Source organism: Streptomyces sp. 7R007 (genome assembly GCF_054850255.1).
In genome coordinates, this window is the sequence record NZ_JBTWMV010000002.1 from 281257 (window position 1) to 296102 (window position 14846).

Here is a 14846-nt window from a genome sequence, read left to right on the forward strand (position 1 = left end):
ACCGGCGGCCGAGCCGGCTCGCACCCGGCGTGGCTCAGCCGGCCGTCCAGTGGTGTGCGGCGATCCCGGTCAGGATCACGTCGATGCCGGCGGCGAAGTCCTCGCGGTCGTCGTGGTCGCGCAGCTGCCCGGCGACCTCGCGCGTGAACCGGTACTCCTCGGGATCGAGCCGCGTCCACGCCGTCGCCACGGTGTCGGGGCGCGGCGATCGCCTTGCCGGGGGCGAACGCATCGGGCGCCGGGTGCGGGCGCTCGGGGGCACCGGGAACCGAACGGCGTCCTGCGCACGTACGCCCAACTCACCAAGGACCGCGAGTGGTTCGCGGACATCGGCTTCACCGACGCCGACGCGGCGAAGGCCCGGATCGCCGCGGAGTTCGACGGCTGGGCGCCGGAACTCACCGCGCTGATCGCCGACGGCGACACACCGCCGGTCCTGCGCAGCCCGCACACCCTGCCCGTCCGGCACCGCTGGGAGCGCGTCCCCGGCGCCACCCTGGTCGGCGACAGCGCCCACCTGATGCCGCCCAACGGCGAGGGCGCCAACCTCGCGCTGTCCGACGGCTCCGAACTCGGCCAGACCCGGGCCGCGCACCCCGATGACATCGAGGCCGCGCTCACCGTGTAGGAGGAGGCCATGTTCCCGCGCAGCGCCGAGGTCGCCGCCGAGGACACCCTCGACCTCTGCATCGGCGAGAACGCCCCGTACAGCCTCATCGAGTTCTTCACCCGGGCCGGGTGAGCAGGGCAGATCGGGTGAGCCGGGTCCGTCCACGTGACCGCGAGGCGAGCCCTCGTACCGCCGTTGCTCAAGCCACCGCCCGGCAGCGGCCATGTGCATCCCTCACCTCAACGGCTTGACGTGTACTTGGCAAAGTGGCTTCATGGGAGCGCTCCCACCACCTATCCGGAAGCCTGCACTTCTTGGCGCTCACTCCTTGGAGCCGTAGTGAGATCAACAAGAAGCACGACCCGCACCCGCCCCTTGGCCGCCCTTCTGGCCGCCCTCGCGGCCCTCTTCGGCCTCGCCCTCGTCGGCGCGGCGTTCCCCGCGGCCGCCCAGCCCGCCTCGCCCGCCGTCCAGGCCGTCGGCCTGCACATCGGCGACGGCCGCCTGCTGGAGGGCAACGGCAACGACTTCATCATGCGCGGCGTCAACCACGCCCACACCTGGTACCCCGACAGGACCCGGCAGTCGCTCGCCGACATCAAGGCCCTCGGCGCCAACACGGTCCGCGTCGTGCTCGCCGACGGCCACCGCTGGAGCGCCGACGGCGCCGCCGACGTGGCCGACGTCGTCGCCCAGTGCAAGGCCAACCGGCTCATCTGCGTGCTGGAGGTGCACGACACCACCGGCTACGGCGAGGACAGCGCGGCCGGCACGCTCGACGAGGCGGCCGACTACTGGATCGGCCTGAAGGACGTGCTCGCCGGCCAGGAGAACTACATCGTCATCAACATCGGCAACGAGCCCTGGGGCAACACCGACCCCGACGGCTGGACCGCCCCCACCATCGCCGCCGTCAAGAAGCTGCGCGCCGCCGGGTTCGAGCACACCCTGATGGTGGACGCGCCCAACTGGGGCCAGGACTGGCAGGGCGTCATGCGGGCCAACGCCCAGTCGGTGTACGCCGCCGACCCCACCGGCAACCTGATCTTCTCGATCCACATGTACAGCGTCTTCGACACCGCCCAGGAGATCACCGACTACCTGCACGCCTTCGTCGACGCCAGACTCCCCATCCTGGTCGGCGAGTTCGGTGGCCCAGCCGACCAGTACGGCGACCCGGACGAGGACACCATCATGGCCACGGCCCAGCAGCTCGGCCTCGGCTACCTGGCCTGGTCCTGGAGCGGCAACACCGACCCCGTCCTCGACCTGGCCCTCAACTTCGACCCCACCCAGCTCAGTTCGTGGGGCCAGCGCATCTTCAACGGCGCCAACGGCATCGCGCGGACCGCCAGGGAAGCCACCGTCTTCAGCGGCGGCTCCGCCGACACCCAGGCCCCCACCACGCCCGGCACCCCGGCCGCCGCCGCGGTGACGGCCACCTCCGTCACCCTCGGCTGGACCGCGTCCACCGACAACGTCGGGGTCAGCGCCTACGACGTCGTACGGGTCGCGAGCGGCACCGAGACCCGGGTGGCCACCGCCACCACCAACACCGCCACGGTGTCCGGGCTCACCGCCGACACCGCGTACACCTTCGCCGTCTACGCCCGTGACGCGGCCGGCAACCGCTCGGCCCGCTCGGCCACGGTGACCGTCACCACCGCCAAGGCGCCGGTCCTCGCCTGCTCCGTCGGCTACCGGATCGTGGGGGAGTGGCCGGGCGGCTTCCAGGGCGAGATCACCATCGGCAACACCGGTGCCACCGCCATCAACGGCTGGACCCTCGCCTTCGCCTTCGCCGACGGCCAGACCGTCTCCACCATGTGGGGCGGCACGCCCAGCCAGAGCGGCGGTGCCGTCACCGTCACCCCCGCTTCCTACACGAGCAGCATCGCCGCCGGCGGCAAGGTCACGGTCGGCTTCATCGCCGCCAAGGGGTCCACGAACACCGCGCCGACCGCCTTCACCCTCAACGGCAGTACGTGCACGACGAGTTGACGCACCGGCTGCGCAGTGCCGGGCGCCTCACTCGGTGCTGCGCAGTGCCGTCCAGGTGCCGTGGTCCACCACGCCGTCGGCGTCCAGGCCCCGGGCGCTCTGGAAGTTCTCCACGGCGGCCTCCGTATCAGCGCCGAAGTAGCCGTCGACGCCCGAATCGCCCACGCTGTAGCCGCGTTCGGTCAGCATGCACTGGACCTGGAGCACGCGTTTGCCGCTGTCGCCCTCGCTGGTGCGGCCGTAACCGGGGTAGTAGGCGCACTCCGAGTTCCAGGGCGCGTCCCCGGGGGTGGCGGCGGGCGAATCGCTCGGCGACGGGCTCGCGGCGACGGTGGCGGGGGCGCTCGGGTCGGCGCCCGCGGCGGAGGCGGTGGCGGGCCGGCCGGCGCCGGTGCTGCCGGCGGCTTCGGTGCCGCCCGGGACGGCGGCACCCGAGGCGTTGCCGTCGACGCTCGTGCCGGACGCGGCCGACGCGCGGCCCGAGGCGCCGGGGGCCAGGGGGAGGACGGAGGTGCCGGACGTGGCGCCGGCCGTGGTCCGGGAGCCGGGGGGCGACGCGGTGGCGGGGGCGTCCTCGCGACCGAGTACGACGGTCCCGGCCACCACGCACACGACCACGCCGGCGGCGACGGCCAGCACCGGCTTCCTCCGCATCCACACCCGGGCGCCGCCGGCGGCCGAGGGCGCCGCCCCGCTGATCTCGTCCTCCTCGGATAAGTGCGCGGCGACGGGCTGTCGAGCCGCCGGTTCGTGGCCGGTGTCCGGCTCGCCGGTCGCCGGACCGCCCTGCCCGGGCTGCGGGCCGCCCTCCGCCCCTCGCGGCGCCCGCACCCGCTCCGGCGGCAGACTGCGCAGCACCTCGAACGCCCGCTCCCGTTCCGCCACCCGGGCGCGCAGCGCCGGGGGCCAGATGGCCGGACCGGTGTGCTCCGCGGCCGCGTTGACGAGGTCCTGCGCCGTGGGCCGCCGCTCGGGCTCCTTGGCCAGGCACGCCGACAGCAGCGCGCCCAGCTCCGTGTCGAGCGTCGCGACCTCGCCGAGGAGGTCCGCGTCGGGCTCCTCGAAGGCCACCCGGTGCATCACGTCCACGCCCGTGCCGTCGCCGAACGGGGCCCGGCCCGTCACCGCGTAGACCAGCGTTCCGGCCAGGGAGAACACGTCCGACGCCGTGGTGCACCGGCCCGTCCGCAGATGCTCCGGCGACATGTAGGCCGGTGTGCCCACCCGGTTGCCCGTGCCGGTCAGGGCGCTGGCGTCGACCGCCTTCGACAGACCGAAGTCGATCACGTAGGCGCCCCAGGGCGACAGCAGCACGTTGGACGGCTTCAGGTCCCGGTGCACGATCCCCGAGGCGCCCAGTTCCACGAGCGCCCGGCCCACGTCCGCCAGCAGCCGCCACGCCGCGGCCGGTTCGACCGCCCCGTCCTCGCGTACGGCCACCGCCAGATCGAGGCCGGGGACGTACTCGGTGGCCATCCACAGCAACTCGTCCTGGAATCCCGTGCCGCGCAGCTTCGGCGTGTGCGGCGTGCGCAGCCGGCCGTGCACCGACGCCTCGCGCTCGAAGCGGCGCCGGAACCCGGGGTCGTCGGCGTACTCCGGCCTGATCACCTTCACGGCGACCAGCAGCGGGCTGCCGTCGACGGGGCGCGCGAGATAGACCCGGCCCATGCCGCCGCTGCCGAGCAGCGCCAGCGCCGCGTACGGGCCGATGCGGCGCGGGTCGCCGTCGCGCAGGGGTGAGGCGCCGGTCTGCCGCAGCGCGGCGGCCTCACTGGCCGCCGAGTCCGCCGGTCCCGGCCGGTGTTCTGACACGGATCCCCCGAAGTTCTTTTCGTCGCACGCAAGTTCGCCAAAGGGGAAGACGAGGCTAACCCAGCGGCGGCCCGCGGTCACGATGTCCGGCACTTCCGTCGCACGCAGTAGGCGCCGACCCCGGCGGGACGGGCCCGGACGGGCCAATCGCAGGCCCGCACGGAACGGTCCGCGCCCCGGGAGCCGTCAGGCCGGCGGCGCGCCCGTGCTCGACCTGACCACCAGCCGCGTCGGCACCAGGTCCGTGCCCGGTCCGCAGCCGCCGCCCGTGCGGATCTGGTCGAGGGCCTTGCGCACGCAGCGGCGCCCCACCTCGGCGAAGTCCTGGTGGACGGTGGTCAGCGGCGGGACGAAGTACGCGGCGTCGGGGATGTCGTCGAAGCCGACCACGCTGACGTCGGCGGGGACGGAGCGGCCGCGTTCGTGGAAGGCCCGCAGCAGCCCCAGCGCCATCTGGTCGTTGGCGGCGAACACCGCCGTGCACCCGGGGACGCCGGCGAGCGTCAGGCCGGCCTCGTATCCCGACTCGGCCGACCAGTCGCCGTGCAGCGGCGCGGGCACCGGACGACCGGCCTCCTCGAGGACCCCGCGCCAGGCTTCCGTCCGGCGCTGGGCCGCGAACGACTCCTGGGGGCCGGTGACGTGCCACACCGTCCGGTGCCCCAGGTCGAGCAGGTGCCGCACGGCCGTGCGGGCGCCCTCGACCTGGTCGGTGTCGACCACGCCGTAACGGTCCCCGGCGTCGGAGTCCACGACCACCACGTGCACGCCGGGCGGCAGTTGGACCGTGCCGGTGTCGAGGAGGTGGATCTCCATGATGACGATGACGGCGTCCACGGCGAGTTCGCCCATGCGCGTGAAGGCGCCGAGCACGTTGTCCTGGGTCGGCACGTCGATCGGGATCAGCGTGATCGCGTACCCTTCGGCCGCCGCGTGGGTGGCGATCGCCTCCACGGTGCGGCTGTTGCCCGTGGAGGAGAGGCTGAACAGGATCACGCCGAGGGTGTTGAACTGCCCGTACCGCAGGGCGCGCGCCGCGCTGTTGGGCCGGTAGCCCAGCTCCCGCATCGCCGCGAGGACCTGCTGACGCGTCGAACCGACCACACCGGGACGGCCGTTGGACACCCGGGAGACCGTCTGCGAGGAGACCCCCGCGAGCCGGGCGACGTCCGCCATGGAGACGCGCTGCTTGCGGCGGTCGCCGGGCACGCCCGAACCGCCGCGCCGCGCACCGCCCTCGGGCGCGGAAAGCCCCTGCTCCCGGTCGTTCAGGTCCCTCACCCCCGGCGTCGTGCGACCGATGGTACGTGTGGAAAGCGTTGACGGGCGCCGGGGCGGATGCCACGATTCCGGCGCCTCGAAGTTTACGTAAACATCGCCCGGGGGCAGCGTCACAGCTCTGCGGGGCGGCCTCCGGACGCGGCGTCCGCGCGCCGCTTCATCCAGGGGATGTTTACGTAAACACGGCGACCGAGCCGCCATCTCCCGAAAGGCACAGCCGATGCGCAAGTCCCCGGTCAGCGTCCGCCCCGTCTCCCGTCTGCGCGCCGCCCTCGTGGCGGTCGCCGTCGCCGCGGTCGGCGGCGCCACCCTCGTCGGCAACCCGGCCTCCGCCGCGCCGGCCACCGACACCACCCAGTTCAGGGGCGTCAACTGGGCCGACCCGCGCGACAACTTCGCCGACGACGAGCTGCGGCTCTCCGGCCTGTCGACCTCCGACACCTACGCCCAGACCTACGCCAAGGCGAGCCGGATCATCTCCGCGTTCCGCGCGAACCTGGGCGCCAACACGGTGCGACTGCCGATCAACCCCTACACGGTCGACGGCGCGTACTGGAAGTCCTACCGCGGGGTGATAGACGCCGCGACGGACAAGGGCTTCAAGGTGATCGTCTCCTACTGGGAGGGCACCGGCGACCGCAAGGACGGCTTCATCGACGACGAGGCCACCTTCTGGCCGATGTGGGACACCGTGGTCAGGACCTACCACGGCAACCCCCGGGTCTACTTCGAGCCGATGAACGAACCCCACGGCTACACCGACACCGCGTGGGCCGACATCGCCGCCCGGTGGCTCGCCACCTACCCCGCCGTCCCCCGCGACCGCGTCTTCGTCAGCGGCGCCGGCTACAACGACCACGTCACCTCGGTCTGCGCCGACCCGCGCCTGAAGGGCACCTACCTGTCGCTGCACCACTACGGCTTCTGGAAGGACTACGCCTCCTACGACCAGTGGGTGTCCGACCTGAAGGAGCGCATCGGCACGTGCGCGAACCGGACCGTCATCGACGAGTTCGGGGCGCCGATGACCACCGGTCTCGACTACGACCACCCGGCGCCCGACAACAACTACGTCAACTTCATCCAGGCCGAGACCGACACCGCGCGCGAGCTGAGGATGGGCTCGGTCTACTGGCCGGGGCTGCGCACCGACGACACCTACTCGCTGCAGAAGCTGACCGGCACCGCCGACCGGCCCTGGCTGGCCACCACCAACCAGTCCGGCGCCGACCGGCTGGCCTGGGGCTGGGGCCGCGGGAAGCCCGTGCAGTCCTGACTGCGGGGCCCGGACCGAACGGCCGGCCGTGCTGCCCGCGGCACGGCCGGCCGTTCGCCGACCGCGTACGCCCGAACGCCTCGCCCCGCCCTGCAACGGTGTAAGCATGTAATCCAGGCGCAGGCAACGGCGAACGCCTCAGGCAACGGCGAAAGGTCGCCCCCGTGACCGAGACCCTCTCGGAGCCCGACCGCCCCGGCAAGGAGCAGGCCGCGCTCGACTCCTACTCCCAGATCGTCACCTCCGTCGCCGCCGAGCTCACCCCCAAGGTGGCCGCCCTGAACGTCTCGCACCGGCGCTCGGGAGGGCGCTTCGTGCGGGGCACCGGTTCGGCCGTGGTGTTCACCGGCGACGGCTTCCTGCTCACCAACGCGCACGTCGTCGGGCGCTCGGACGCCGGCACGGTGTCCTTCGCCGACGGCACGACGACCCCCTTCCACGTGATCGGCGCGGACGCGCTGTCCGACCTCGCGGTGGTCCGCGCCGACGGGCCGACACCGCCGCCCGTCCGGCTCGGCGAGGCCGGCGCGCTCCGGGTCGGCCAGCTGGTGGTCGCCGTCGGCAACCCGCTCGGGCTGGCCGGCAGCGTCACCGCCGGTGTCGTCAGTGCCCTCGGCCGGTCGCTGCCCACCAGTGCCGGCGCGGCGACCCGGGTGGTCGACGACGTGATCCAGACCGACGCCACCCTCCACCCCGGCAGTTCGGGCGGGGCGCTCGCCACCGCCGACGGCCGCGTGGTCGGCATCAGCACCGCCATCGCCGACGTCGGACTCGGCCTCGCCATCCCGGTCAACGGCACCAGCCGGCAGATCGTCGCCGCCCTCCTCTCCGACGGCCGGGTCCGCCGCGCCCACCTCGGCCTCGCCGGCATCCCCGCGCCGCTGCCGCCGCCCCTGCGCGACCGCACCGGCCAGGCCGTCGGCCTGCGGATCGTCGAGGTCGTGCCGTCCTCGCCGGCCGCTCGCGCCGGACTGCGCGCCGGCGACCTGCTGCTCACGGCCGGCGGCGAGCCGGTCACGGGCGCGCAGGCGCTGCAGCGGCTGATGCTGGAGGACGCCATCGGCCGTCCCCTGGCCATGACCGCCCTGCGCGGGGGCGCCCTGGTGGACGTGATCGCCGTTCCGGCGGAGCTGCGGGCCGAGGACTGAGACGGCCGGAAAACGTCGGAGCAAGCGCCGAAGCGGGCCGTGCAGCAAGGCTTTGCACGATCCCCCTACTTCGATATCCCTGCACAGGGGGTTGTCCTGACATTCCTCGGCCCCTAGGGTCACCTCGGAGAGCAAGCGCTTTCTCCATGTTCTTGGTCGCCGGCACCCCAGGAGGACCGCATGCCCCCACGTCCAGCCCGCCGCCGCGTCGCCGTCGTCGGCACCGGCGCCATCGTCAGCGGCAGCCATCTGCCCGCGCTCAGAGCCCACGCCGACCGCGTGGAACTGGTCGCCGCCGTCGACATCGACGAGGGCCGGCTCGCCGACTTCCGGCAGCTGGCGGGCGAGCAGGTCACCGGCCACACCTCCGTCGAGGCGATGCTGGACGCCGTACGCCCCGACCTGGTGCTCATCGGCACTCCGCCGTCCCTGCACCGGGAGCAGACGGTGGCCGCGCTGAAGGCGGGCGCGTGGGTGCTGTGCGAGAAGCCGCTGACCCTCTCCCTCGCCGAGTACGACGAGATCGCGGCGGCCGAGGAGGCCTCCGGCGCGTACGCGGCCGTGGTCTTCCAGCACCGCTACGGCTCCGGCGCCGTGCACGCCCGCGAGCTGATCGCGGGCGGCGAACTGGGCGCCCCCCTGGTCGCGCACTGCCAGACCACCTGGTACCGCAACGCCGCCTACTACGCCGTACCGTGGCGCGGCACCTGGGCCAGTGAGGGCGGCGGCCCCACCATGGGACACGGCATCCACCAGTACGACCTGCTGCTGCACCTGCTCGGCCCGTGGACGGAGATCCGGGCCATGGCGGCCCGCCTGGTCCACGACACCGAGAGCGAGGACGTGTCCACCGCCCTGGTGCGCTTCGCGAGCGGCGCGCTCGCCACCGTCGTCAACAGCGTGCTGTCCCCGCAGGAGGTCAGCCGCATCCGCGTCGACTGCGCGGACGCGACCGTGGAACTCACCCACCTGTACGGCCACCGCAACGAGGACTGGGTCTACACCCCGGCCCCGCACGTCCCGGCCGAGCGCGTGACCGCCTGGCGCACTCCCGCCTCCGACGTGCCCAGCTCGCACGCGGCGCAGCTCGGCGCCCTCCTCGACGCGTACGACGCCGGGGTACGGCCCCCGGGCAGCGGCCCGGACGCCCGCGCCACCCTCGAATTCGCCGCCGCGCTCTACAAGTCGGCGTTCACCGGGCAGCCCGTGCACGCGGGCGAGATCGGCCCCGGCGACCCGTTCTACGCGGCCATGCACGGCGACCACCCCCACTGGGCCCCCACCAAGGAGCGCGCATGAGCATCCGCGTCAGTCACGTCCACGGCGAGCACATCGCGGTCGAGACGGCGGACGGCACCGAGATCCTCCGCTACGTCTACCGCCCGGACCCGGAGGCGTTCGAGGCGCGCAAGCCCTATGCCCACCCGATCCGCACGCTCGCCGGACGTACGGTCACCGGCTACCGGCCCAGCGACCACCGCTGGCACAAGGGCCTGCAGATGACCGCCAGCCATCTGTCGGGGCAGAACTTCTGGGGCGGCAACTCCTATGTGCACGGCCAGGGTTACCTCGTCCTGCCCGAACGCGTCGGCTCCATGCGGCACGACGCGTTCGCCCGCTTCACCGTGGACGAGGACCGGCTCGCCGTCACCGAGGAGCTCACCTGGGTGGAGAACGGCGGCCAGGAGTGGGCGCGGGAGGAGCGCGGGCTGACCGTGCACTCCGTCGACGAGGACGCCGGCGCCTGGGCGCTGGACTGGTCGATCCGCCTCACCAACATCCGTGACGCGCCCCTGGTGTTCGGCTCCCCGACCACCGAGGGCCGCGAGATGGCCGGCTACACCGGCCTGCAGTGGCGCGGCCCGCGCGACTTCACCGGCGGCACCGTCTTCGCCCCAGGCACCGAGGCGGACGCCGGCAAGCTGATGGGCACACAGGGGCCCTGGTTGGCGTACACCACCGAACACGACGACGTCGACGGGCACTCCACGATCGTCTTCGCGCACGCGCCGGAGAACCTCGACGAGGAGCGGGCGATCCACGAGTCGCACTGGTTCGTGCGCGCCGAGCCGATCCCGACGGTCGCGTTCTCCTGGGCGTTCTTCGAGGAGTTCGAGCTGCCGCCGGGCGAGTCCTTCGGCTACCGCTACCGGATGGTCTTCGCCGACGGCGCCTGGGACGCCGACCGTGTCGCCGCCCACCTCGCGGGCCTGCCGTGGTGAGCGCGTCCGAGCCCGCCCTCCCGCACCCGCTGCCCGGCGCCGTCGGCCTGTCCCATCTCAGCGCCTACGACTGGGAGGCCGCCGACGGTGTGTGCGGCGGCAGCCCGCATCTGCACCTGGTGTGCACGGAGGCGTACATCGTCACCGGCGGCCGGGGCGCGGTGCAGACGCTCAGCCCGGACGGCTACCGGGACATCCCGCTTCAGGCCGGGTCCGTCGCCTGGTTCACGCCGGGGACCGTGCACCGGATGGTGCAGGGCGGCGACCTGCGCATCACCGTGCTGATGCAGAACAGCGGACTGCCCGAGGCCGGGGACGCGGTCTTCACCTTCCCGCCCGAGGTGCTCGCCGACCCCGAGCGGTACGCGGCCGCGGCCACGCTCCCGTCCGGTACGGGAGCCGAGGCGGAGCGTGCCGCGCGCCGGCGCCGGGACCTGGCCGTCGAGGGGTATCTGGCGCTGCGCGAGGCGCTCGTTGCCGGGGACGCCGGACCGTACCGGGAGTTCCAGCGCGCCGCCGCCCGGCTGGTGCGCGCGAAGGTGCCCGGCTGGCGGGAGCTGTGGCGGGCGGGGGCGCTGGCCACCGCGCAGCGCACGGGCGCCCAGCTGGAGGCGCTGGAGGCGGGCGCACCGGACTACCTCGGCGAGGCGACCGCGTACCAGGCCGCGCCGACCCGGCTCGGCGGCTTCGGCATGTGCGGCCGCCGCGACGAGTACGCGCTGCCGGGCACGACACTGCCGTACCAGGGGGAGTAGCCGCACCACCGCGAGGGGGGACCTCAACCCGACTCCGAGGAGAGACGAGGTGACCTCGGCATGCCCGGACACAGGACGAAGGGGTTCTGCGCGTCGGCCGTCGCGTTGGCGTTCTGCGCCATGCTGGCCGGCTGCGGCGGATCCGGGGAGACCGCCGGTGGCGGCAAGGTCGTGCTGCGCTACACGTGGTGGGGCAACCCCGACCGCGCGGCACGCACCGAGCAGGCCGTCGCCCTGTTCGAGAAACAGCACCCGAACGTGCGCGTGCAGACGTCGTTCTCCGGCTACGACGCCTACAAGCAGAAGCTCGCCATCCAGGCCACGGGCGGCGACGCGCCGGACGTGATGCAGCTCGACTACCGCCAGATCGACCAGTACGCCTCCGGTCACGTCCTGCTCGACCTCGCCAAGGTCAAGGGCGTGCTGCGCACCGGCGAGATCGACGCCGGACTGCTGGCGACCGGCCGGGTCGACGGCAGACAGTACGCGATCCCGCAGGGCCGCGGCACCGAGACGGTCGTCTACGACGTCAAGGCGTGGAAGGCCGCCGGCGTCCCGCTGCCCCGCCAGGGCTGGACCTGGAGCCAATGGGCCGACAGCATGCGGGCGTTGGCCAAGAAGACCGGCAAGCCCGGGGCCACCGATCCCGGCCAGAGCGAGGACGCCTTCGAGGTGTGGCTGCGCGGCCAGGGCAAGGCCCTCTACACCGAGTCCGGCGAACTCGGCTTCACCGCCGCCGACCTGACGCGCTGGTGGACCTTCACCGACCGGCTCCGGCGGGAGGGCACCGTCTCCCCGGCCGAGCAGACCACCCAGCTCGACGGCTCCGTCGAGAATACCCCGCTCGGCCGCGGCAAGGCCACCGCCGACTTCAACTGGGACGCCCCGTCCAGCGGTTACCTCGCCCTGGTCCCCACCGGAGTCGCCCTCGCGCCCATGCCGTCCGGCGCGGACGGCACACCCGGCCAGTACTTCAAACCGTCGATGTTCCTCGGCGTCGGCGCCCACACCGGGCACCCGAAGGAGGCCGCCGCGCTCGTCGACTTCATGATCAACGACCCGCGGGCGGCGAAGATCCTCGGCGCCACCCGCGGCATCCCCGTCAACGAGACCGTCCGCGAGCAGACCGCCGCCCAGCTCAAGGACTTCGACAAGACCGTCGCCGACTTCCAGTCCTCGCTCGAAGGCACGCTCAAGGATCCGCCGCAGGCCCCGCCCTCCGGCGACAACGCCCTGCAGACCACCTTCCAGCGCGACTACGACCAGGTGTCCTACCAGCGCATGTCGCCCCGCGAGGCGGCCGAGGACTATGTCACCGAGGCGAAGGCGGAGCTGAGGTCATGACGACGACACAGACCCCCGCCGCCCCGGCGCTCCCGGTGGCGGCCACCGCGGGGCGCCGCCCCGCACGCGAGCGCGAGGGCGCCGCCTGGGTGTTCCTCTCCCCATGGGTGCTCGGCGCCACGGTCCTGACCCTGCTGCCGATGGCCGTCTCGCTGTACCTGTCGTTCACCGACTACGACCTGTTCAACCCGCCCCACTGGGTGGGCCTGCGCAACTACACCCAGATGTTCACCCAGGACCCGCGGTACTGGCGCTCGGTGCTGACGACGCTGACGTACGTCGCCATCGCCGTACCCCTGCAGCTCGCGCTCGCCCTGGTCGTCGCCCTCGCCCTGAAGACCATGAAGCGGGGCAAGGGCTTCTACCGCTCCGCCTTCTACGCGCCCTCGCTGCTCGGCGCCTCCATGTCCATCGCCCTGGTGTGGCGGGCGCTGTTCAACGACGGCGGCACGGTCGACCACCTGACCGGCACCGGCGGCTGGATCAACAAGCCCGGCTGGGCGCTGCTCGCCGTCGCGCTGCTGACGGTGTGGCAGTTCGGCGCGCCGATGGTCATCTTCCTCGCCGGACTCCAGCAGATCCCCGGCGAGCTGTACGAGGCGGCGGCCGTCGACGGGGCCGGCAGATGGCGGCAGTTCGTGTCCGTCACCGTGCCGATGCTGTCGCCCGTCCTCTTCTTCAACCTCGTCCTGCAGACCATCCAGGCCTTCCAGGTGTTCACGCCCGCCTTCGCGGTCAGCGCCGGGAAGGGCGGCCCCGCCGACTCCACCCTCGTCTACACCCTCTACCTCTACGACCGGGGCTTCGTCGCCTCCCACATGGGCTACGCCTCCGCCATGGCCTGGGTGCTCCTCGTCGTCATCGGCGCCGTCACCGCGGTGCTGTTCCGCACCTCGCGCTCCTGGGTCTTCTACGCCTCCGAGGGGGACCGATGACCACCGCGTCGACCACCGCCGCCCGTAAGCCCGTTCGCTGGGGACGCGTCGGCGTGCACCTCGGCTGCCTGGCCGCCCTGCTGGTGATGCTCTACCCGCTGGCCTGGCTGCTCGCCACCTCCCTCAAACCGGCCAACGAGGTCATCGCCAGCCTTGACCTGCTGCCCAGCCACCTGGAGTGGTCGAACTACGAGACCGCCTTCGACGGCGTCAACGACGTGTCCGTCTGGCGGCTGCTCGGCAACTCGCTGCTGATCGCGGGCGGCGCCGTCCTCGGCAACGTCGTCAGCTGCTCGCTCGCCGCCTACGCCTTCGCCCGGCTCCGCTTCCGGATGCGCGGCCCGCTGTTCGCCTTCATGATCGCCACGATCATGCTGCCGCACCACGCGGTGCTCATCCCGCAGTACATCATCTTCAACAAGCTCGGCCTGGTGAACACCTACTGGCCGCTGATCCTGCCCAAGTTCCTCGCCACCGAGGCGTTCTTCGTCTTCCTCATCGTGCAGTTCATGCGCGGTCTGCCGCGCGAGCTGGAGGAGGCGGCCCGCATCGACGGCTGCGGCCCGTTCCGCAGCTTCTTCCGGGTGATCCTGCCGCTGACCCGTCCCGCGCTGATCACCACCGCCATCTTCACCTTCATCTGGACGTGGAACGACTTCTTCACCCAGCTCATCTACCTCTTCGACCCGGACAAGTTCACGCTCACCCTCGCCCTCAGGTCCTTCGTGGACGCCTCCAGTCAGTCGGCGTTCGGCCCGATGTTCGCCATGTCGGTCATCGCGCTGCTGCCGATCGTGCTGTTCTTCCTCGCCTTCCAGCGGTTCCTGGTGGAGGGCATGGCCAGTTCGGGACTGAAGGGGTGAGCGGGATGAGCGGGATGCGCACCCGGGAGGCGGGCGAGCTGTTCGGCCCGCGCATGACCCTCTTCGCCGACGTGCTCAGCATCGGCCTCGCCACCGCCGCGGCCTGTCTGCCGCTGGTGACCGCACCGGCCGCGCTGTCGACGGCCTGCGCGGTGCTGCGCGGCGCCGGCGAGGACCGACCGGCCACCGCGGGACGGTACGGGGCGCTGCTGCGGCGCCGCATGCGCACCGGCGACCTGACCGCGGGGGCGGTCGCCCTCGCCGGGACGCTGCTGCTCGCCGCCGACCTCGCGCTGGCCGGGGCCGGACTGCCGGGCGGGCCGCTGTTCGCCGCGCCGGCCGCGGCGATCGGGGCGACGGCCCTGGTGGTGGCGCTCAGGGCGTGCGCGCGCCCCGAGTCGCTCACCGACTGGCCGGCCGCCGTGCGCCAGGCCGCCCGCGACACCGTACGGGACGCGGGCGGCAGCGCCCTGGTGCTGCTCGCGGTGGCCACGGCCGCCCTGTGCGCCTGGATGCTGGTGCCCCTGGCGTTCCTGGCCCCGGGCCCGCTGGCCCTCGCCCTGACCGCCGTGGACGTACGCCACGCGCGGCGCTGA

At 73.0% G+C, this 14846-nt stretch carries 12 protein-coding genes and 1 pseudogene; 11 read left to right on the top strand and 2 right to left on the bottom strand.

Features of this window, described 5'->3' with window-relative positions; translation table 11 throughout:
- Positions 1-235: 235 nt before the first annotated feature.
- A pseudogene (locus ACYF6T_RS04565) lies at positions 236-742 on the top strand (FAD-dependent oxidoreductase); the annotation flags it as partial.
- 207 nt (positions 743-949) lie between these two features.
- Complete coding sequence (locus ACYF6T_RS04570) at positions 950-2611, top strand: cellulase family glycosylhydrolase (RefSeq protein ID WP_461693582.1); 1662 nt, start codon at positions 950-952, stop codon at positions 2609-2611.
- 27 nt (positions 2612-2638) lie between these two features.
- Here ACYF6T_RS04570 and ACYF6T_RS04575 read toward each other — a convergent pair whose 3' ends face one another.
- Positions 2639-4426, bottom strand: coding sequence for a protein kinase domain-containing protein (locus ACYF6T_RS04575; protein WP_461693583.1), 1788 nt, complete (start codon positions 4424-4426; stop codon positions 2639-2641).
- Between the two features lie 186 nt (positions 4427-4612).
- Complete coding sequence (locus ACYF6T_RS04580) at positions 4613-5602, bottom strand: LacI family DNA-binding transcriptional regulator (protein WP_461693722.1); 990 nt, start codon at positions 5600-5602, stop codon at positions 4613-4615.
- A gap of 325 nt (positions 5603-5927) precedes the next feature.
- Here ACYF6T_RS04580 and ACYF6T_RS04585 point away from each other — a divergent pair, with 325 nt between their 5' ends.
- The 9 genes from ACYF6T_RS04585 (at position 5928) to ACYF6T_RS04625 (ending at position 14846) form a co-directional block, all read left to right on the top strand.
- Positions 5928-6983, top strand: a complete 1056-nt coding sequence (locus ACYF6T_RS04585; protein WP_461693585.1) for a glycoside hydrolase family 5 protein — start codon at positions 5928-5930, stop codon at positions 6981-6983.
- A 164-nt stretch (positions 6984-7147) separates the two neighbouring features.
- Positions 7148-8131 (top strand): S1C family serine protease, encoded by a 984-nt coding sequence (locus tag ACYF6T_RS04590; RefSeq protein WP_461693587.1) that lies wholly within the window; start codon positions 7148-7150, stop codon positions 8129-8131.
- Positions 8132-8311: 180 nt separating this feature from the next.
- Positions 8312-9430, top strand: coding sequence for a Gfo/Idh/MocA family protein (locus ACYF6T_RS04595; protein WP_461693589.1), 1119 nt, complete (start codon positions 8312-8314; stop codon positions 9428-9430).
- Positions 9427-10353 (top strand): DUF6807 domain-containing protein, encoded by a 927-nt coding sequence (locus tag ACYF6T_RS04600; RefSeq protein ID WP_461693591.1) that lies wholly within the window; start codon positions 9427-9429, stop codon positions 10351-10353. The genes ACYF6T_RS04595 and ACYF6T_RS04600 overlap by 4 nt, the downstream gene beginning before the upstream one ends.
- Positions 10347-11108 carry a cupin domain-containing protein gene (locus ACYF6T_RS04605; RefSeq protein WP_461693592.1) on the top strand — a complete coding sequence of 254 codons (762 nt, stop codon included), beginning with the start codon at positions 10347-10349 and terminating at the stop codon, positions 11106-11108. The genes ACYF6T_RS04600 and ACYF6T_RS04605 overlap by 7 nt, the downstream gene beginning before the upstream one ends.
- Before the next feature lie 60 nt (positions 11109-11168).
- Positions 11169-12452, top strand: coding sequence for an ABC transporter substrate-binding protein (locus tag ACYF6T_RS04610; protein WP_461693593.1), 1284 nt, complete (start codon positions 11169-11171; stop codon positions 12450-12452).
- On the top strand, positions 12449-13387 hold the full coding sequence (locus tag ACYF6T_RS04615; RefSeq protein WP_461693595.1) for a carbohydrate ABC transporter permease: 939 nt from the start codon (positions 12449-12451) through the stop codon (positions 13385-13387). The genes ACYF6T_RS04610 and ACYF6T_RS04615 overlap by 4 nt, the downstream gene beginning before the upstream one ends.
- Positions 13384-14250, top strand: coding sequence for a carbohydrate ABC transporter permease (locus ACYF6T_RS04620; protein ID WP_461693597.1), 867 nt, complete (start codon positions 13384-13386; stop codon positions 14248-14250). Before ACYF6T_RS04615 ends, ACYF6T_RS04620 begins: the two co-directional genes overlap by 4 nt.
- A 5-nt stretch (positions 14251-14255) precedes the next feature.
- Positions 14256-14846 carry a hypothetical protein gene (locus ACYF6T_RS04625; protein ID WP_461693599.1) on the top strand — a complete coding sequence of 197 codons (591 nt, stop codon included), beginning with the start codon at positions 14256-14258 and terminating at the stop codon, positions 14844-14846.